Annotated in this window: 17 protein-coding genes; 6 read left to right on the plus strand and 11 right to left on the minus strand. The window is 71.5% G+C overall.

The annotated features are described in order from the left end of the window. Positions 1-10 precede the first annotated feature (10 nt). The gene (locus ACFVT5_RS30565; protein ID WP_389894651.1) at positions 11-1,447 is read right to left on the minus strand and encodes a family 2B encapsulin nanocompartment shell protein; all 1,437 of its coding nucleotides are present in this window, start codon (positions 1,445-1,447) and stop codon (positions 11-13) included. A gap of 224 nt (positions 1,448-1,671) precedes the next feature. Continuing rightward, a complete protein-coding gene (locus ACFVT5_RS30570) occupies positions 1,672-3,186 on the minus strand; it encodes an MFS transporter (protein WP_389894653.1) in 1,515 nt (504 codons plus the stop codon). A 198-nt stretch (positions 3,187-3,384) separates the two neighbouring features. Here ACFVT5_RS30570 and ACFVT5_RS30575 point away from each other — a divergent pair, with 198 nt between their 5' ends. Beyond that, positions 3,385-4,326, plus strand: coding sequence for an RNA polymerase sigma-70 factor (locus ACFVT5_RS30575; protein ID WP_389894655.1), 942 nt, complete (start codon positions 3,385-3,387; stop codon positions 4,324-4,326). A gap of 160 nt (positions 4,327-4,486) precedes the next feature. Here ACFVT5_RS30575 and ACFVT5_RS30580 read toward each other — a convergent pair whose 3' ends face one another. Continuing rightward, positions 4,487-5,176, minus strand: coding sequence for a M24 family metallopeptidase (locus ACFVT5_RS30580; protein ID WP_389894657.1), 690 nt, complete (start codon positions 5,174-5,176; stop codon positions 4,487-4,489). A 63-nt stretch (positions 5,177-5,239) separates the two neighbouring features. Next, positions 5,240-5,686: a cyanase gene (gene cynS, locus ACFVT5_RS30585; protein ID WP_389895034.1), complete on the minus strand. Its 447-nt coding sequence runs from the start codon at positions 5,684-5,686 to the stop codon at positions 5,240-5,242. Positions 5,687-5,854: 168 nt separating this feature from the next. Here cynS and ACFVT5_RS30590 point away from each other — a divergent pair, with 168 nt between their 5' ends. The 4 genes from ACFVT5_RS30590 (at position 5,855) to ACFVT5_RS30605 (ending at position 9,407) form a co-directional block, all read left to right on the plus strand. Continuing rightward, complete coding sequence (locus ACFVT5_RS30590) at positions 5,855-6,472, plus strand: molybdopterin-dependent oxidoreductase (protein ID WP_389894659.1); 618 nt, start codon at positions 5,855-5,857, stop codon at positions 6,470-6,472. Between the two features lie 292 nt (positions 6,473-6,764). Then, on the plus strand, positions 6,765-7,952 hold the full coding sequence (locus ACFVT5_RS30595) for a cytochrome P450 (RefSeq protein WP_389894661.1): 1,188 nt from the start codon (positions 6,765-6,767) through the stop codon (positions 7,950-7,952). Between the two features lie 24 nt (positions 7,953-7,976). Then, positions 7,977-8,171 (plus strand): ferredoxin, encoded by a 195-nt coding sequence (locus tag ACFVT5_RS30600; protein WP_389894663.1) that lies wholly within the window; start codon positions 7,977-7,979, stop codon positions 8,169-8,171. A 54-nt stretch (positions 8,172-8,225) separates the two neighbouring features. After that, complete coding sequence (locus tag ACFVT5_RS30605; RefSeq protein ID WP_389894665.1) at positions 8,226-9,407, plus strand: epoxide hydrolase family protein; 1,182 nt, start codon at positions 8,226-8,228, stop codon at positions 9,405-9,407. A gap of 12 nt (positions 9,408-9,419) precedes the next feature. Here the strand turns inward: ACFVT5_RS30605 and ACFVT5_RS30610 are convergent, their stop codons facing one another. Next, a complete protein-coding gene (locus ACFVT5_RS30610) occupies positions 9,420-10,235 on the minus strand; it encodes an NAD(P)H-binding protein (RefSeq protein ID WP_389894667.1) in 816 nt (271 codons plus the stop codon). Between the two features lie 125 nt (positions 10,236-10,360). On the opposite strand from ACFVT5_RS30610, the gene ACFVT5_RS30615 reads away from it, so the two are divergent. Continuing rightward, the gene (locus ACFVT5_RS30615; protein ID WP_389895036.1) at positions 10,361-11,197 is read left to right on the plus strand and encodes an AraC family transcriptional regulator; all 837 of its coding nucleotides are present in this window, start codon (positions 10,361-10,363) and stop codon (positions 11,195-11,197) included. A 39-nt stretch (positions 11,198-11,236) separates the two neighbouring features. On the opposite strand, the gene ACFVT5_RS30620 is transcribed toward ACFVT5_RS30615, so the two are convergent. The 6 genes from ACFVT5_RS30620 to ACFVT5_RS30645 all read right to left on the minus strand — a co-directional run bounded on the left by ACFVT5_RS30620 (position 11,237) and on the right by ACFVT5_RS30645 (position 19,026). After that, the gene (locus tag ACFVT5_RS30620) at positions 11,237-12,055 is read right to left on the minus strand and encodes a phosphate ABC transporter ATP-binding protein (RefSeq protein WP_389895037.1); all 819 of its coding nucleotides are present in this window, start codon (positions 12,053-12,055) and stop codon (positions 11,237-11,239) included. A 90-nt stretch (positions 12,056-12,145) separates the two neighbouring features. Next, positions 12,146-13,063, minus strand: a complete 918-nt coding sequence (locus ACFVT5_RS30625; RefSeq protein ID WP_389894669.1) for a sortase — start codon at positions 13,061-13,063, stop codon at positions 12,146-12,148. A 2-nt stretch (positions 13,064-13,065) separates the two neighbouring features. Further along, complete coding sequence (locus tag ACFVT5_RS30630; RefSeq protein WP_389894671.1) at positions 13,066-14,400, minus strand: Ig-like domain repeat protein; 1,335 nt, start codon at positions 14,398-14,400, stop codon at positions 13,066-13,068. Then, entirely contained in the window at positions 14,397-16,337 is a 1,941-nt protein-coding gene (locus tag ACFVT5_RS30635; RefSeq protein ID WP_389894673.1) for a WxL protein peptidoglycan domain-containing protein, read from the minus strand. The genes ACFVT5_RS30630 and ACFVT5_RS30635 overlap by 4 nt, the downstream gene beginning before the upstream one ends. Before the next feature lie 91 nt (positions 16,338-16,428). Next, complete coding sequence (locus ACFVT5_RS30640; protein WP_389894675.1) at positions 16,429-18,000, minus strand: Ig-like domain repeat protein; 1,572 nt, start codon at positions 17,998-18,000, stop codon at positions 16,429-16,431. Between the two features lie 42 nt (positions 18,001-18,042). Further along, positions 18,043-19,026: a hypothetical protein gene (locus ACFVT5_RS30645; RefSeq protein WP_389894677.1), complete on the minus strand. Its 984-nt coding sequence runs from the start codon at positions 19,024-19,026 to the stop codon at positions 18,043-18,045. Positions 19,027-19,144 lie beyond the last annotated feature (118 nt).

Raw genomic sequence — 19,144 nt, forward strand, 5'->3', positions numbered from 1 at the left:
TGCTCCAGCCTCAGTCGGCGGTCCGGCCGAGCTGGACGTGCTCCAGGATTCCCGCCGCGTCGGGGACGAGGATGGCCAGCGAGTAGTAGGCGGTGACCAGGTAGTTGACGATGGCCTGCTCGGTGATGCCCATGAAGCGGATGTTGAGGCCCGGCTGGAACTCCTCCGGGATACCGGTCGGGTAGAGGCCGATGACCCCTTGGTCGGCCTCCCCGGTGCGCAGCGCGATGATGCTGGTGGTGTGGTCGTCGCTGATCGGGATCTTGCCGCACGGCAGGACGGGCACCCCGCGCCAGGCCGGCACCTCGTGTCCGTCGAGCGTCGCGGTGCCGGGCACCAGGCCGCGCCGGTTGCACTGCCGGAAGAGGGCCGCGATCGCCTTCGGATGGGCGAGGAACACCTTGGTCTTACGGCGCATGGACAGCAGTTCGTCCATGTCGTCCGGGGTCGGCGGGCCGGTGAAGGTGCTGATCCGCTGGCTGTAGTCGACGTTGTGCAGCAGCCCGAACTCGCGGTTGTTGACCAGCTCCCACTCCTGGCGCTCGCGGATCTCCTCGACCGTCAGGCGCATCTGTTGCTGCGTCTGGTCCATGGGGTCGTTGTAGAGGTCGGCGACGCGGGAGTGCACCCGTAGCACGGTCTGGGTGAGCGACAACTCGTACTCGCGCGGGCTGAGTTCGTAGTCGACGAAGCCGCCCGGGATCGTCGGCTCGCCGACATGGCCGGCCTGCACCGGCACCTCGGCCTCGCCCTTGCGGTTCATGGGCCTGCGCTGTTGCTCGACGTACGCCTGGAGGTGCGCGGCCAGCGACGGCGCGCGGTCGGTGACCTCCCGGACGGCGGTCCAGGGCAGGGTGAGGACCACGCCCGCGGTTTCGGCCCGCACCGAGGTCAGCCACAGCGGGTCGGGCCGGCCGACCGCCTCGTCGCCCATCTGGCCGCCGGCGGCGACCACGCCGGTGATCTCCTCCTCGCCGTACTTGCCGTTGGTGTAGCGGGTGAACCGGCCATGGGCGACCAGGTAGGTCTCGGTCACGGGCTGACCGGCCTCGAACAGCACCTCCCCGGCGCGCACCTCGCGGGGCCGGAAGCGGCCGGCCAGCTCGCGCAGGACGTCCATGTCGGGATAGCCGCGCAGTACGGGCAGCTCGGTCAGGGTCTGTGGGACGACCCGGATGTCGTCCGCGCCGTTCTGCTCGAACTGCACCCGGCCGCGTCCGGTGCGCAGTTGCAGCCGGCGGTTGACCCGGTAGGTGCCACCCTTGACGTCCACCCACGGCAGCGCTTTCAGCAGCCATCGCGAGGTGATGGCCTGCATCTGTGGTTCGGACTTGGTGGTCGTGGTGAGCTGGCGGGCCGCCTGGGTACCCAGGCTGGTCGGCTGCCCGTCGGGCTCGTGTACGGGTTCTTCGACGACCGAACCGGTGGTGCCGTCCGGTGTGGACACATTCCCTCCAGCGGGGCGGAACAGAGGTGATGGGATCGACCGGTGGTGATCCGGTCGGCGCGCTGCGTAGAACAGCCAAACAGGCCGGACGATCACCGGGTAAGGCGTGAAAGGGGTCGCTTCGCGCGCAAGTTGCACAAACACGCCCCTTGCGTCAAATACCCGGCGCGCGCCCGTACCCGCGCTGCCCCATCACCCCAGGCCCGGGTTTCACCGCTGCCGTATCACCCTCGCGGGGACGCCTCGGACAGGAGTTCCGAGCCTGGTTCACTGCCCGTCATGGAGGAGTTGTTCGCGTCGGGACGTGGGGTGTTCATCAGGAAGGTGGTGATCAGGGCGCCGGTCAGGATGATGACCGCGGCCCAGATGCCGGCTGTCTCGAAGCCTTGCAGCATGGCCTTCTTGGCGAGGGCCGGGTTCCCGCCCCGTGAGGCGTGTGAGGCCAGGTAGTCCGCTGTCGCGCTCGTGGCGATCGTGTTGAGCAGTGCGGTTCCGATCGAACCACCGATCTGCTGGGCGGTGTTGACGCCGGCCGATGCGATGCCCGCGTCGTCCGGGTCGACGCCATGGGTGGCGTAGTTGAAGGCCACCGGCAGGATCATGCCCGCACCGAGGCCGAGCAGGAGTCCCGCGACGAGTACACCCTCGACGTAGCCGGTGTCGGTCTCCATGGTGAGGAACCACAGCATGCCGGAGGAGACGAGGAGCATGCCCGGCACGATCAGCACCCGGGGCGCGACCTTCGGCAGCAGCAGGGTCGTGAACCCTCCGGCCGACACCAGGACCGCCAGGGTCATCGGGAGGAAGGCGACGCCCGTTCGGATCGGCGAGTACCCCTTGATGACCTGGAGGTAGTAGGTCATGAACAGGAACGCCCCGAACATTCCTACGATGGCCAGTCCCGCGCCCAGGTAGGCGCCGCCGCGGGTGCGGTTGGCGATCAGGCGCAGCGGCAGCAGCGGCTGCGGCACCCGGCTCTCGACGAGGACGAACACGGCGAGCAGCACCGCGCCGGCGGCCAGCAGGCCGATGACCGGCGTCGAGCCCCAGCCGTCGGACTCGGCCCGGCTGGTGCCGTAGACGATCGCGACCAGCCCGCTGGTCACCAGCAGCACGCCGAGGACGTCGAACCGGGCCCGGCCCGCACTGCGCGACTCGGTCAGCATCGCGTACCCGCCGACCGCCGCGATCAGGGAGATCGGGACGCTGATGTACAGGCACCAGCGCCAGTCCAAATAGTCGGTCAGCGCCCCGCCGGCCAGCAGCCCGATCGCACCGGCGGCGGCCGAGATGCCGCCCCAGATCCCGAACGCCTTGGCGCGCTCCTTGGGCTCGGTGAACGTCACGGTCAGCAGCGACAGCGCGGACGGCCCGAGCAGCGCGGCGAACCCGCCTTGCAGGACCCGGGCGATCAGCAGCATGTCGAAGGTGTCCGCCGCGCCGCCGAGCGCCGACGCGCCGGCGAAGCCGAACAGCCCGATCAGAAAGGTCCGCTTACGTCCCGTCCAGTCGGCGATCCGGCCGCCGAGCAGCAGCAGGCTGCCGAACGCCAGCGTGTATCCGGTGATGACCCACTGCCGGTCGCCGTCGGAGATCCCCAGATCCCGCTGGAGCGACGGCAGCGCGATGTTCACCACCGTGCCGTCCAGAACGATCATGAGCTGGGCCAACCCGATGAAGAACAGCGCGACCCAGCGGCGCGAATCGGCCACGGGGGCCTGCGCCTTCGTGGTTGCCATGACTTCGTCCTCACTCGTGGTGCTGCGAGCCGTGCGGATCGTCCGCCCGGCGTCCTGACGCCCACAAGACGCCGGCCACCTCGTCCCCGTAACAGCGCGGGCCTGTGACGTGGTTCATCGCTCGTGGATGTCACAAAGCGGCGGGGACCGGCGTCTTGTGCGGGTAGCCCAGGCGGAGCGAACAGGCGGGAGCCGACCATGAGCCAGCCCAGCGAACCGGCGACGGACACGGCCGGTCCGACCTCTCGCGGCGGCCAACTCGGCCCGGCCACCGCGGTGTTCGTCGCCCACCGCAGCCTGTTGTTCACCGTCGCCTACGAGATGCTCGGCTCGGCCGCCGACGCCGAGGACGTCCTCCAGGAGACCTGGCTGCGATGGGCGGGCGTCGATCTCGACTCGGTACGGGATCAGCGCGCGTTCCTGGTACGGATCGCCACCCGGCAGGCGCTGGACCGGCTCCGCACGCTCAGCCGGCGCAGAGAGTCCTACATCGGCCCCTGGCTGCCCGAGCCGCTGCTCACCGCGCCCGACGTGGCCGAGGACATCGAACTGGCCGAGAGCGTCTCGATGGCGATGCTCCTGGTGCTGGAGACACTCACACCGACCGAGCGGGCGGTGTTCGTGCTGCGCGAGGTGTTCGAGCTGGAGTACGCCGAGATCGCGGAAGCCGTCGAGAAGAGTCCCGCCGCGGTCCGTCAGACCGCCCACCGGGCACGCGGGCATGTCGCCGCGCGTCGGCCGCGCGCCGTCGTCTCCCCGGCCGACGCCCGCGCCGCGCTCCAAGCCTTCCAGCGGGCCGTCGAATCCGGTGATCTGCAGGGCCTCCTCGACATCCTCGCGCCCGATGTCGTCTACCTCGGTGACGGCGGCGGAGCCGTACAGGCCACGCTCCGTCCGGTCGTGGGAGTCGACAAGGTGGGCCGCCTGCTGACCACCAACCTGACCCGGTTCGGCGCCGACACGTCCGTCGAACCGGTCCAGATCAACGGCCGGCCAGGACTTGTGTTCCGGCGTGACGGAGGGATCGAGGGCGTCCTGGCGATGCACATCGAGGACGGCCTCATCACCGGGTTCTACCTCGTACGCAATCCCGCGAAGCTGTCGCGCGTGCAGCGGGAGACCACACTGCGTCGCCGATGAGCACCGCGCTTTCCCCTGTCGTCGGCGCTCGGCCGGATCAGGCGCCGGGCCCGTTTCGTGGGCGCGACCGGTTCCGCGCTCGCCGATCCGCTGCCGGCCCTGCGCCAGGGCGACGTGTCCGTGGCCGGCCCGGACGGCGTCCGCTTCCGGGCGGGACGGATCAGCCCAGGTCGAGCAGTTCCTCGTGGAAGCCGCCGAACCCGCGGGCCCGGTCGACGAGATGGATCTCCAGGATCCAGTGGCAGCGGCGCCCGGCCTTGTCGGTGCGCCGCAACGGGGTGTCGTTGCCGGGCGCGATGTACGACTCGACGTCGGCGCCGTCGATCGTCTCGTGCGGGAACTCACCGACCAGGTGCCCGGCGTGCCAGCCGCCCAGCTCCCATCCGGCGTCGGTGGCCAGCCGTTCGACCTCGGCGTACAGGCGCTTGCCGGTGAGGTCGGGCTCGCTCGCGAAGAACTGCCGTCCGGCGGCGAAGACCTTCGGCAGATCGTCCCGCAGCCGCCGCTTGACCGGATCGTCGCCCAGTACGAAGGTGCGGCCGAAGTCGGCCTCGTACGCCTCGAAGATGGGTCCGAAGTCGGCGAAGGCGATGTCGTCGGCGCCGATCACGCGGTCCGGCGGATTCTCCCGGTACGGCATCAGCGTGTTCGGTCCCGAGCGCACGATCCGCTTGTGCCAGTGCCTGGTGGTGCCGAACAGTTCGTTCGCCAGGTCCCGGACGCGGTCGCTGACCGCCCGCTCGCCCTGACCCGGTGCGACGAGACCGCGCTCCTCGATCTCCGCGAAGAGCCGGACCGCCTTCGCCTGGGCGTCCAGCAGACGCGCGGCACGCGTGGGTTCATCCGCCATGGGGGGACCGTAGATTCGCCGACCGTTGCCGGGCAACCGGATTCCTCAGGGTGGTAGCGGCGCTCACTCCCACTGATAGGGCAGGTACTTCCCGTCGAGGGTGATGACGACGCGGTCGCCGGCGGGGTCGGGGACCCGGCGGACGTCGAGCCGGAAGTTGATCGCGCTCATGATGCCGTCGCCGCACTGCTCGTGGATCAGCTCCTTGATGGTCGGTCCGTAGACCTGGACGACCTCGTAGAGCCGGTAGATCGTGGGGTCGACGGGGACGGCCGCGTCCAGGGCTCCCCGGGTCGGCTGGAGCTGGAAGGCGAGGGCGGCGTCGTCGCCGAGTTCGAGCAGGGCCGCCGCCGTGGTGGCCTCGTCCTTGCCCATCGGGTGCTGTCCCAGCAGGGCGGCCGTGGTCCAGGCGAGTGGTTTGCCGACCGCTTCGGCCAGTTGGGCCCATGTGATCCCGGTCTTCACCTTGGCCTGACGTACGGCTTCGGCGGCTTCCCGCTTGCTGAGCATCCGCGTCTCCCTGGTCACTCGCACGTCACACCAGAGTAAAAGGTGGGCGGGAGCTGTGTGCTGGTACAGCCACACCGGTACGGGCCTCCCGGGGCCCCGGCCTCGGCGTCACGCGCGTCGAACACCTACGCTGCCCGGGAAAAGGTCCGACCGGAGGAAGGAGCCCGCGTGGAAGGCGACCGCCTCCTTCCCCCAGGCCAGCGCCATGTGCACGGCTGGCCCGTCTCGCACTACGGGCCGGTCCCCCGGTTCCGCCCCGAGCGCTGGAACCTGCGTGTCCACGGCGCCACCGGCACCGGCGACGAGCACACCTGGACGTTCGAGGAGCTGACCGCGCTCCCCCGCGTCACGGTCGTCGCCGATCTGCACTGCGCCACCGGTCCGACCTCGACGGACCACGAGTGGTACGGGATCCCCGCCACGGCCGTCCTGGACCTGGTGCCTCCCGCATCGGACGTCACCCATGTCATGGCCTGGGCGGAGTACGGCTACGCGGCCAACCTCCGCATCGCGGACTTCATCGCGCCCGAAGTCGTCCTGGCCACCCACCACGACGGCGAGCCCCTCACCGCCGAACACGGCTTCCCGCTGCGCCTGGTCGTGCCCCACCTCTACGGCTACAAGAGCCCGAAATGGCTGCGCGCCATCGAGTACCTGACCGAGGACCGCCGCGGCTTCTGGGAGGAACGCGGCTACCACAACATCGGCGACCCCTGGCAGGAGCAGCGCTACTCCCACCAGGAAAAACCGGGCGAGGGACCACCTCCGCACGCTCCGGCGGGGTGAGCGCCCGCGGCGGCTGAAGTGCCGGTGGGGCGATCATGGCGAGTGCCGGGGACGTCGGGTGGTCGCGCCCCGGCGCGTGCACCCGGTCGGCGAGTGGCTCCGCCGAGATCGGCTGACCGGCACCGGAGTGGAGTCCGGTGGGTGGAGGCACTATGGGGGTAGAGGGATAGCAGTGGTGCATATCGGTTGAATGTTTCGTTCGGTCGGTGTGGCCGGGTTTGGCGTGAGCCTTTGGGTGCCTTAGGCATCTAAAGGGCGCGGTGAGCCCATGTCCTCATCTGCGAGGTGCTCGATGACAGAACCCGTGACCTTCCCCCAGGACCGTACGTGTCCCTACCAGCCGCCCCCCGGCTATCAGCCGTTGCGCGCGACCCGGCCCCTGACCAGGGTCTCCCTCTATGACGGCCGGGAAGTATGGGTCGTCACCGGGCTCGCCGCCGCGCGTGAGCTGCTGGCCGACCCCCGGCTGTCCAGCGACCGCGAGCGCGAGGGCTTCCCGATGCCGAACCCGCGTTTCGCCGTCCTGCGCAACCGCCGCCCCGCTCTCCTCGGCGTGGACGACCCCGTACACAACGCACAGCGGCGCATGCTCATCCCGAGCTTCACCGTCAAACGGACCGAGGCGCTGCGCCCGCGTATCCAGGAGATCGTCGACCGGCGGCTCGACGCCATGGAGGCGCAGGGACCTCCGGCCGACCTGGTGAGCGCCTTCGCGCTGCCCGTACCGTCCATGGTGATCTGCGCGCTGCTCGGCGTCCCGTACGCCGACCACGACTTCTTCGAGGAGCAGGCACGGCGGCTGCTACGGGGACCCGGACCGGCCGACACGGAGGAGGCCCGGCGCCGACTGGACGCCTATCTGGGCGAGTTGATCGACCGTAAGCAGACGGAGCCGGGCGACGGGCTGCTGGACGAGCTGATCCAGCGGCGACTCGCGGAGGGCGCCCTCGACAGCGAGGAACTGATCGCGCTCTCCACGATCCTGCTGATCGCCGGGCACGAGACCACCTCGAACATGATCTCGCTCGGCACCTTCACGCTGCTGCGCCACCCGGAGCAACTGGCCGAACTCCGCTCCGAGGACTCCCTGATGTCCGCCGCCGTCGAGGAACTGCTGCGGTATCTGTCGATCGCCGAAGGGCTGCTGCGACTGGCCACCGAGGACATCGAGGTGGCCGGGGTCACGATCCGCAAGGGTGAGGGCGTCGTCTTCTCGACCTCCGTCATCAACCGCGACACCGACGCCTTCCCGGAACCGGACACCCTGGACTGGCACCGCGGGAACCGTCACCACGTCGCCTTCGGCTTCGGCGTCCACCAGTGCCTGGGCCAGAACCTGGCCCGCGCCGAGATGGACATCGCGCTGCGCACGCTCTTCACACGGCTGCCGGGGCTGCGCCTCGCGGCACCCGCCGACGAGATCCCCTTCAAGCCGGGCGACACCATCCAGGGCATGCTCGAACTGCCGGTGACCTGGTAGGACCTCACGACGAAAGGCGGAACCGTGCACATCGAGATCGACAAGGGAAAGTGCATCGGCGCGGGACAGTGCGCCCTGACGGCGCCGGACGTCTTCACCCAGGACGACGACGGATTCAGCGAGTTGCTGCCCGGCAAGGAGGACGGCGGGGGCAATCCGCTGGTGCGGGAGGCGGAGCGGGTCTGTCCGGTGCAGGCCATCACGGTGACGTCCGACTGAGCCTCCGACTGAAACAGCGCGCCTCCCGTCCCGCGGCCCGTTAGCATGCCCGGCATGTCCGATGCCCCGCCCCGGCCCGAGTCGTTCGCCCCGCAGACCGCTCCGACTGAGTTGGAGGATCTTCTCAGGCGGTTGCGGGCGACGCGGTGGCCGGACTCGCCCGAGGACGCCGGGTGGGCGATGGGGACCGATCTCGGCTATCTGCGTGAGCTGGTCGCCTACTGGGCGGACGAGTTCGACTGGCCCGCGCGGGAGGCCGCGCTCGGGCGGCTGTCCCGGTTCCGGGTGCCGATCGGCGGGCTCGGGATTCACTTCGTCCATGTACGGGCCGTCGCACCGACCGGTCCCGTCCTGCCGCTCGTGCTCAGTCACGGGTGGCCGGACTCCTTCTGGCGATACACGAAGGTCGTCCCGCTGCTCACCGACCCCGGCGCGCACGGCGCCGACCCCGCCGACGCGTTCGACGTGGTCGTGCCCGACATGCCCGGCTACGGGTACTCCGACCCGCCCACAGGGCCGCCCCTCGACTCCATCGCCGTCGCCGGGCTGTGGGCCCGGCTCATGAGCGTCCTCGGGTACGAGCGGTTCGGCGCCGCGGGCGGGGACATCGGCAGTCATGTCAGCCGCTACCTCGGGCTCGACCACCCCGACCGGGTCGTGGCCGTGCACCGTATGGACGCCGGTGTGCCCGTCTTCTCCGGCGACCCGGCCGACCTCGCGCCCGAGGAGCGGGCCTGGCTGGCGGACGCGGCGGCCTGGGGCGGGACCGAGGGCGCGTACGCCGCGATGCACCGCACCAAGCCGCAGACCGCCGCCGTCGGGCTGACCGACTCACCGGCCGGGCTCGCCGCGTGGATCGTCGAGAAGCTCCGGGCGTGGAGCGACTGCGACGGCGACATCGAGCGGTCCTTCACGAAGGACGAGATCCTCACGAACCTCACGCTCTACTGGCTCACCGGGACGATCGGCTCCTCGATGCGGATGTACCGCGCGAACGCCGCGATCCCGCCCGCCCAGCTCGCCCGCCGGGTCGAGGTGCCGTCCGGTTTCTCGCTCTTCCCCGGCGACATCGTCCGCCCGCCCCGGGCCTGGCTCGACCGCACGGCGAACGTCGTCCGCGTCACCGAACCCGCGCGCGGCGGCCACTTCGCACCGTTCGAGGAGCCGGAGCTGTACGCGGAGGAACTGCGCGCGCTCTTCCGCCCTTTCCGGACCGCCGCAGCCACAGCCGTGTAGAACCGGTCCCCCTCACCCCCACACCCGTGCCGCGTACACCTCGAAATCCGTCGCCTCGCGCCCGAGTACGCGCCGGACACCGTCCGCCGGTTCGGCGGTGAGTCCGGCCCTGTGCAGGGCGAACATGCCGGCCAGCCCGGCCACCGCCTCGTCCGGCAGGCCCTGCGCGCGCAGTTCGCTCCGGTACGCCGCGTCCGAGATGTCCTCGTACGCGATCTCGCGTCCCGCCGCCCGCGCGATGGTCCCGATCGCGTCGGCCCAGGTCAGCGAGCGGGGCCCGGACAGGTCGTAGACCCGGCCGCCGTGTCCGTCCTCGGTCAGCAGGGCGGCGACCACCTCGGCCACGTCCTCGACATCGACGAAGGGCTCGGGCACCCCGGCGGTCGGCAGGGCGATCCGGCCGGCCAACAGGGGCGCCCGCCAGATGTCCTCGTCGAAGTTCTGGTCGAAGTTGTTGGGCCGGACGACGGACCAGTCCGCGCCGGATTCACGTACCGCGCGCTCGGCGGTGACCATGCCCTGCCCGAACTCGCTGCCGGGGCCGTACTCGCCGGCGCCCCGTCCGGACAGCACCACGAAGCGGCCGGCACCCGCGCCGACGGCCTGCCGTACGAAGCGGTCCACCGGTGCCGGATCGTCGGGGGCGACCAGGTACACGGCCCCGGCCCCGGTCACCGCCGCGTCCCACGACTCCGGCTCGTTCCAGTCGAACCGCACCTCCGAGGAGCGCGAGGCCGCCCGCACGCTCCGCCCGGCCTCCCTCAGCCGCCGTACCACCCGCCGGCCGGTCTTGCCGGTCGCACCCAGAATCAAGATGTCGTCTGCCATGTCCGCCAGCCTCGCCGAGAAACGGCCTCGGTCCCATGCGCGACCGTCCGCGAAGGATGTCCGACCGTACGCGGGCAACCCGTACGCCGACGGACCGTGGGCCGGACTTCCGTACGCTGGCCGGTATGGACCCCTTCGACGATCTCCTGCTCGGTGTACGCGCCGAGGGCGCCCTGTTCGACCGCTCCGTGACGGCGGTGCCGGACGCGCCGCTGCGGTTCGCGGAGGGGGCGGCGCTCACACTGTGTGTGCCGCTGCACGGCGGCGGCACCCTCAGGGGAGGCTCGGAGGAACGGCCGCTGCGGGTCGCCGAGACGGCGATCGTGCGCGGCCCTGACGCGTTCACGTTCAGCGGGAACGCGGTCCTGCTGGTCGGCACGTACCACATCCGGCGCGAGGTGCCGCGCCGGCTGCTACGGGTCCTGCCGCCGCTGCTCGTCGTGCCGGACGGCGACGCGTGCGACGCGATGCGTGTCTACCTGGAGGCTCAGCTCGCCGAGGCGCGCAGGCCGGGCCGGCAGATCGTCCTGGACCGGCTGCTCGACTGGCTCCTGGTCTGCACGCTGCGGGACTGGTTCGACCAGCCGGAGGCGGCGCCGCCCGCGTGGTACCGCGCCCTGGCCGACGAGGTGGCGGGCCCGGCGCTACGCGCCATCCATGCGTCCCCCGACCGGCCGTGGACGCTCGTGTCGCTGGCCCGCGAGGCCGGGGTGTCCCGTACGACGCTGGCCAAGCGCTTCGCCGAGGTGGTCGGCGAGTCGCCGCTCGCCTACCTCACCCAGTGGCGTATGACGCTCGCCGCCGACCTGCTGGCGGACGCGCCGTCCACGACGGTGGCGACGGTGGCCCGCCGGGTCGGTTACGCCGACGCGTTCGGCTTCAGCGCGGCGTTCAAGCGGGTGCGGGGGGTGAGCCCGAGCGAGCACCGCAGGGCGGACGCCGAGCGGGTCGACCAGCCCTGACGGGCACCCCCTTCTCCGAGCCGCCCTGTCCGAACCGCCTTATCCGAAGCGCCCGTTGACATAGTCCGCCGTGCGCTGGTCCTTCGGGTCGTGGAACATCGCGTGCGTGTCGCCGTGTTCCACGATGCCGCCGGGGGTGCCCTGTTCCGCGAGGAAGAAGGCGCAGCGGTCCGAGACGCGCGCCGCCTGTTGCATGTTGTGCGTGACGATGACGACGGTGACCTCGCCGGCCAGTTCGCCGATCGTCTCCTCCACGCGCCGCGTGGACGTCGGGTCCAGGGCCGAGCAGGGTTCGTCCATCAGCAGGACCCGCGGCCGGACCGCCAACGAGCGGGCGATGCACAGCCGTTGCTGCTGGCCACCGGAGAGCGCGCCGCCGGGCTGGCGCAGCCGGTCCCGTACCTCGTTCCACAGGCCCGCCTTGGTCAGGCAGTACCGGACGAGTTCGTCCCTGTCGTCCCGGCCCATCCGGACGCCGGTGAGCTTCAGGCCCGCGGTGACGTTGTCGTAGACGGACATCGCCGGGAACGGGTTCGGCTTCTGGAAGACCATGCCGATCTGCTTACGGGCGTCGGTCAGGCGGCGTTCGGGCGCGTAGACGTCGTCGCCGGCCAGCAGCACCTCCCCGGCGAGCGCGGCCGAGGGGATCAGCTCGTGCATCCGGTTGAGGATCCGCAGGAACGTCGACTTGCCGCAGCCGGACGGGCCGATCAGCGCCGTGACCCGGCCGGCCGGCATCGTCAGCGACACCCGGTCGAGGACCTTGTGGTCGCCGAACCAGGCCGAGACCCGGCGGGCCTCCAGTTCGGCGGCGACGCCCTCGGCGGCCGGCGCGGAAGGGGGCGCCGCGGCGGGCAGCGGGACGGTGTCGGAGGGGGACGCGGTCACGTGATGTCCTTCGTGGGAAGTCGCGGGGTACGCGGGCTCGGGGTCACAACTGGCAGGGATTCACAGCAGGTTCGGGAGGAGTTGCGCCGCCTGGTCCGCCGTGACGAAGGCGAGCGCGCCCAGGACCGGGACACCGACCACCCATGCCTCGCGGCGGCCCGACCTGGCCCGGATCCACGTGAGCGCGGCGGCGGCGAGCGCGAGTGCCTGGCCCCACAGGACAAGACCCAGCCAGGCCCCGTTCTGGACGGCCATCGGCTTCTCGTCCTCGGGCAGCGACGCGGGACCGTAGAGGGGTGCCGCGCCCGGCTGTGCGGCGGAGACCAGGTCGGCGTCCACGCGGAGCAGCCCGGCGGGCAGGAACGCGGTGCCGTCGCCGGTGATCAGCGTGAGCCGGCCCTTCCCGGCCGCCGGGAGCGGCGGTTGGGGGTCCCCGGCGCGGCGGACCGCGAGCACCCGGTAGGTGTGCCGGCCCTGCCCGGTGGTGACGGTGAAGGTCTCGCCCGCGCGGAGCTGGTCGATGTGGGCGAACGGGCCGCCGTACGCGGCCTGTCGGCCCATCACGACGCTGACGCCCGGCTGGCCGGGCAGCACGGTGTCGCGGCGGTGCCCGGGTGCGGCGGCGAGCACCTCGGACGTGGTGCCCTCCTCGACGACCTGCCGCAGCCCGAGCTGCCGGATCTCCAGGAGCGCCACGGGGGTGCCGATCGGCAGCGGGCGGCCCTGCGGGTCGCGCGGTCCGACGGGCGCGGTGGCGTTGGCCAGTTGGCCGCGCAGCTCGGAGTGCGCCACCTTCTGGTCGCGGCCGTGGCGCAGATCGCCGAGCGGCCCCAGGTTGGCGATGAAGAGCAGGAGCAGTACGGCCAGGATGCTCAGCGCGGTGCCGGTGGCGCGCAGGGCCTGGCCGGCCGGGCGCACGTCGTGCGCCCGGCCGGCCGGTGGGGCGCCGACCGCGCGCTCCAGGGTGTCCTGGGTCACCGTCACCTCACCCGCACGGACTTGGTCGTGGTGGTGCCGTTGGCGTGGCCCGCCCGCTTCGCGGTGACCGTGACGGTGAGGAGATGGCCCTTGTCGGCCCTGACCGTCTTGTACGTGGTCTTGGTCGCGCCGCTGATGGTCCGTCCGTCGCGCTTCCACACATAGCTGTACGAGGTGGCGGCCGGCGTCCAGGTGCCGGACTTGACGGTGAGCGTCTTGCCGACGGTCGGGGTGCCGGTGATGGTCGGGGCGGTGACCACCTTGAGCGCGACGCCGGTGGCCACGGTCACGGCCGGGCTGGTCACCGGGGTGCTGCCGCTGCTGTTCTTGCCGGTGGCCCGGCACGCGATCTTGTGCGTACGGTCGGTGGAGGTCAGGACCCGGGTCGAAGCGGTCGCGCCACTGATCGACGTACCGTCACGCAGCCACTGGTACGCGATGGAGGTGTCGCCGTCGAACGCCACCGCGCAGGTGACCTTGGAGCCGACCCGGGCGGTGCCGGTGACCTTCGGCGGCGAGGTGACCTTGGGCAGCGGCACCGTGACGGTGAGCGCGACCCCGGCGGAGAGGGAGCCCTTGTAGCCGGCCGGGTCGGCCGGGAGGAACTGCGCCCTCAGCATGTGCGTACTGACCTTCAGCGTGCTGGTGGTCAGGGACGCCGATCCGGCGGCGACGGTGACGGGTGCGCCGAGTGCGGCCGAGCCGTCGAGGAACTGCACGGTGCCGGGCGCCGTCGCGGGGGTGATCTTCGCGGTGAGCTTGACCGCCGTGCCGTGCGGAACGGAACCGCCGGGGGTCACGGTCAGCGCCGTCGAAGTCGCCTGCGCCGGGGCGGTGTTCTGGTACGTCGTGTCCGAGGTGAACCAGACGGACCCCTTGAAGTCGCCGTACGTGGCGGTGCCGAACGCCTTGCGGCAGGTCAGCGTGAACTCGTACCGGCCGTCCAGCGTGGTGAACCCGGCCAGGCTCGCGTAGTCCCGCATGGTCGAGGTCAGGGGCACCTCGTAGCCCGCGCCGGAGACCGGGTACAGCTCGACCGGTGAGGTGCCGATGACGTTCTGGCCTTCGGCGGGGAAGCCCTTGCCGGTGACCTTGACGATCACGTGGTCGGCCTCGGCGGGGCAGGCGCCGGACGTCGTGAGGGACATGGACGTGGTGTCGGTACCGGTGGCCGGGTTCGCGGTGAGCGTCCCCAGCGTGGCGGCCCGCGCCACCGGCGCGCCCGCGCCGAGCAGCACCACCGCGCCCACGGCGGCGGACAGCAGGGCGGCGAGGGTTCTGCGGGGCGCCGCCGGGATCGGTCCGCGGGGAGCCGTCAGGGTCGGGGCGAATCTCATCGGTTGCCTCCGTTCGGGAAGGTCAGCAGGCCGCGGCGGCGGGCCCAGCGGACGGCGAGCGCGCCGAGGCCGATCAGCGTCAGCGAGGCGAGGGAGAGCGCGGTCGCCTGGGCGCCGGTGTTGGCGAGGACGCCGCCGCCACCGCCCTTGACGTCGGTGGAGACATCGGTCGAACCGCCCGTTGAACCGTCGGAGCCGGCCGACGTGCCGCCGTCCGTGCCCGTACCGCCGTCGGTGGTCCCCGGGTCGGTGGTCTCGGTCGGGAGGGCCGTGTCGGTGGGCTCGCCGGTGTCACTCGGCTCGGGCGACGCCGACGGGGACTCGGACTCGGCGGGCGGCGTGGACTCGCCGGGCGACGAGGGGGTGGGGCTGCCGGAGTCGGAGGGGCCGGGTCCCGCGGGGTCGGTGTCGCGGTACTCGGTGGGCGAGGTGAACCAGATCGAGCCCTTGAAGTCCCCGAAGGTGGCCTCGCCGAACGCCTTGCGGCAGGTGACGGTGAACTCGTACTTGCCCTCAAGGGTCTTGAAGCCCGCGACGCTGGCGTAGTCCCGCATCGTCGACGTCAGCGGCACCTCGTAGCCCGCGCCCGCGACCGGGTACATCGCGGTGGGCGAGGTGCCCACGACGTTCTGGCCGCCGGCCGGGAAGCCCTTGCCGGCGACCGAGACGATCAGGTGGTCGCCCGTGGCGGGGCAGGCGCCGGACGTGGTCAGGGTCATCGGGCTGTCGTCGGCGCCGGTGGCCGGGGTCACGGAGACCTTGCCCAGGGTCTCGGCGTACGCCGGGGGCGCGCCGAGCAGCACGACGCCACCCGTGGCGGCGAGCAGGGAAGCGGCGGCGACGAGCGCCGGCCGCGAGGAACGCTTGGTGAGCATGGAGATCTTCTCTTTCTTGACCTGAGAGGGAAGGGGAACGGGAGACGCGGCCCCGGCGGCGCGGCGGGCGCGGCGGCGGCGCCGCAGCAGCCATGCCGTCACCCCCGCGACGATCAGGAGAAGCAGCGCGAGCAGCGCCCAGGGCACGGTCCAGAAGTCGGTGGAGCGCGTGGTGCCCGGCAGCGCGGGATCGATGTCGCCGCCGACCGGGACGGGGTCGACGGTGACGGTCGCGGTCGACCGCAGCGCCGGGAACACGTCATGTACGGACGCGGTGACCTTGACGGAGCCGCCGGGCAGCAACTGCTTGACGGCGGGCACCTTGTCGGCGGTACGCGGGCCGCTGACGGCGTTGCTCACACGTACCGTCTGCCGTGCCCCGAGGCGGACGTTGCCGGTGTTGCGCACGGTGTACGTGACCGTGGCCGAGCCGCCGCCGAAGGGGTTGGCGGTGCCGTGGTAGGTGGCGTGCAGGTCCTCCACCGTGAGCTGGGGCTTGAGTTCCCCGGCCACCCTGATGTGGACGCGCGCCCCGACCCGCTGCTCCACGGCGACCCGATCACCCTTGGCGCCGGTACGGGTCGACACGAGCGCGGCGACGATGCCCGCCGCGTGATCGCCGGGCGCCGCCTTCGCCGGGACGGTGAGGGTGAACGGCACGACGGCGCGGGAGCGTGCGGGCACGGTCACCTTGCGTTTGGTCGGCGTGACCCAGGTGCCGGCGTCCTTCGACTTACGGCCTCGGGCGAGCAGGTCGAACCCGCCGTCCTCGGTGGTGAACGCGTCGCTCGCGTACACCGAGAGGGTGAGCGGCCGGGTGCTGTGGTTGAGGACCGCGATGTGGTCCCGGACCGCCGCGCCGGGCGTCGCGCTGTACGAGAAGTCGCTGCGCCGGTCCGGCTTCTTCGGCCCCGACGGCTGGACACCGAAGGTGGCCCGGCCGTCCCCGGTCTCGGTACGGGCGGACGCCACGGCACCGGGAGCCGGGAGGAGGACGAGCAGGCAGGCGAGGAGCACGGTGCCGAGGGCGACGGCACGGGCGGCCATGGGGGTGCTGGTCATGTCAGGCGTCCGATCGGGGCGGGGCGCGTCAGGACGGGCGGTACGGGCAGGAACCCGTACCGCCCGCCTCACGCTCGGGCGTGACGCGCGATCAGATCGCGGTCAGGGTGAGGGTGGCCGTGTAGGTGCCGGCCACCGTGGACGTGGGAACGGTCAGGCTGAGGTCGGCGCCCAGGTGCGCGGTGCCGAGACCGGTGCCGCCCGCGAGGGTGCGGGAGGACTTCAGACCGGCCGTACCGGTGTCGCCGGGGGCGAGCGCCGCGGCCGGGCCGACCTTCGCGCCGGCGTTGACCTGCTGCGCCGAGACGTTGTCGAGGACCTTGGGGGTCCAGCCGAGGTTCTGGCCGTTGATGGCGTGCGTGGCGCCGTCGGAGAAGTCGGTCACCTGGCCACTGACGGTCCAGCCGGGGTTACCGGCGCGGGTGTCGGTGAGGGTGACCGGGTTGATCGCGCCCGCCGTGGTGAGCATCTCGCCGTTCGCCTCCAACTGGGGCGAGGGCAGGACGACATGCGGGTCCTGGACGGAGATCACCAGGGCGCCCGCCTCGACGGTCGTGGTGATGTCCTGGGACGTGGAGACGCCCGCGAACGCACCGACCTTGAAGGGGATGTTGCCGGAGTCCGACGCGGCGTACGTGCCGTCACCCGGCACGAAGCTCGCGGTGAACGAGTGGTCACCGGGCGCCAGGGCGCTGGTGGTGAGCGCGGCCTGACCGTCCGTCACCTTCACGGTGCCGAGGGTCGTGGTCGTGCCACCCACGGTGTCGGTGAACTTCACCGAGCCGTTCGCGCCGGCCGGCGTGACGGTGGCGGTGAGGGAGACCGGGGTGTACTGCGCCGCGGTGTCCGCCGGGGACACGACGAGCGCGGTGGTGGTGGGCTTCGCGGCGACGGCCTTCACCTGGTGGGTGACGGCGGCGGACGCGGAGGCGTTATAGCCGGAGCCGGACGGGGTGAACTCGGCGGTGAGGGAGTGGCTGCCCACCGTCAGGTTGCTGGTCGTCAGCGCGGCAGTGCCGGAGGTGACGGCGACCGGGCTGCCCAGGGCGGTGGCGCCGTCACGGAACTGGACGGTGCCGGTGGCGCCCGCGGGCGAGACCGTGGCGGTCAGGGTGACCGCGTCGCCCTGGTCCGTGCTGCCGGACGGGGAGACCGCGAGGGCGGTCGTGGTGTCCACCTTCACGGCCGGGTCGTTCGCCTGGTACGCCGTGTTGGACGTGAACCAGATCGCACCGGTGAAGTCACCGAGGCTGGTCCCGTTGAACGCCGTACGGCAGGTGACGGTGAAGTCGTACTTGCCCTGGAGGGTGCTGAAGCCCGCGATGTTGGCGTAGTCCCGCATCGTCGACGTCAGGGGGATGTTCATCCCCCCGTCCGCCGTGGTGTTGAACGTCTCGATCGGCGCGTTGCCGACCACGTTCTGGCCCTCGGCGGGGAAGCCGGAGCCCTTCACCGAGACGATGACGTTGGACGCCGTGTCGGGGCAGGCGCCCGACGTGCTGAAGTCGATGCCCGAGTCGTCGGTACCGGTCTTCGGGTTGATGGAGATGGTGCCGATCTCGGCCGCCTGGGCGGACGGGGCGACGACCAGGCCGGCGCCCAGCGCGGCGACGACGGTCACGACACCGGCCGAGAGGGTCCGCAGGGGTCTCTTGGGAAACACGCTCAAAGCTCCTTCTTCCGGATCAGGAAAAGCGCGTCGGGGTTACGGGGTCTGCTTGCTGGTGTCGCCGCAGTTCGGGTTGGTCGCGAAGCCGTAGTTGTTGATGACGTCGGCCTGCTTGCAGATCAGCGAGCCCGAACCGGTGAAGACGGTGCTCCACGGAGCGGTGCCGATCTTGCTGGTCGGGATCACGTTGTAGACCTCGCGCTTGATGCCGAAGTCGCTGTTGAGGACCGTGGCCGACTTGCCGTCGATGGTGCCGAGGATGGCGCGGCCCCGGACGTCGGCGACGGTCGCGCCCTGCGCGATGTACTGGGCGGTGGAGAAGGGCACGATCGACTTGTCGTCCAGGACGCGGCCGTCGTGCTCCTGGATGGGCGTGGAGCCCTTCTTGTCCTTGACACAGGGGTAGACACCGGCCGTGACGTCGGCCTCGGTGATGCCGACCTGGGACATCCAGTAGCTGCGGGTACCCGAACCGGCCTGCGGGAGCAGGGCGTTGACGCTGAAGTTCGGGCCGGTCCCGACGTAGTTCGGGTCGCAGTGGTAGATCGCCTTGAGGTCGGCGAGGGTGAGCTTGCGCGGCAGCACGCTGGACGGCGTGATGGCGTACGTCACCGAGTCGACGCCGAACGGGACGTAGGTGAGCCCGGGGGACGCGGCGGCCAGGTTCAGGCTGGACGAGCGCGCGAAGTCCAGGCAACCGTCGCCCGCCTGGAGCGAGTTGACCAGGGCGGTGCGGCCGGCGCCCGAGCCGTTCGGGCGGGCGATGGCGCACTTGTTGTTGACCGCGGGGTCCTTGGTCGTGATCGTGGGCGCGCCCACGGCGTTGTAGGAACCGAGGACCTTGGTGCCGTTGATGGTGACGGCCTGGGAGAGACCGTTCATCACGTCCTGGGTGGTGTCCGATCCGACGCCGGCGAGCTGGCGGTAGGTCGGCGTACCGGTCGGCTCTGCGTTGGCCGTGCTGCCGACGGTGACGGCGATGAGCGCCGCACCTGTCGCGGCCATCGCGATCTTCTTCATCTTCACCTTTGCGTTACCCCTCAGCTAGGCTCGTGCTGGTGTTGAGATCCGCGATCGCTCGCGGGTCGCCGGGTTCCGGCCTTTCCGGAACATCCGGCACCGGTCGGGGGTGGTGCCT

Source organism: Streptomyces sp. NPDC058001, from assembly GCF_042886315.1.
Classification (GTDB): domain Bacteria; phylum Actinomycetota; class Actinomycetes; order Streptomycetales; family Streptomycetaceae; genus Streptomyces.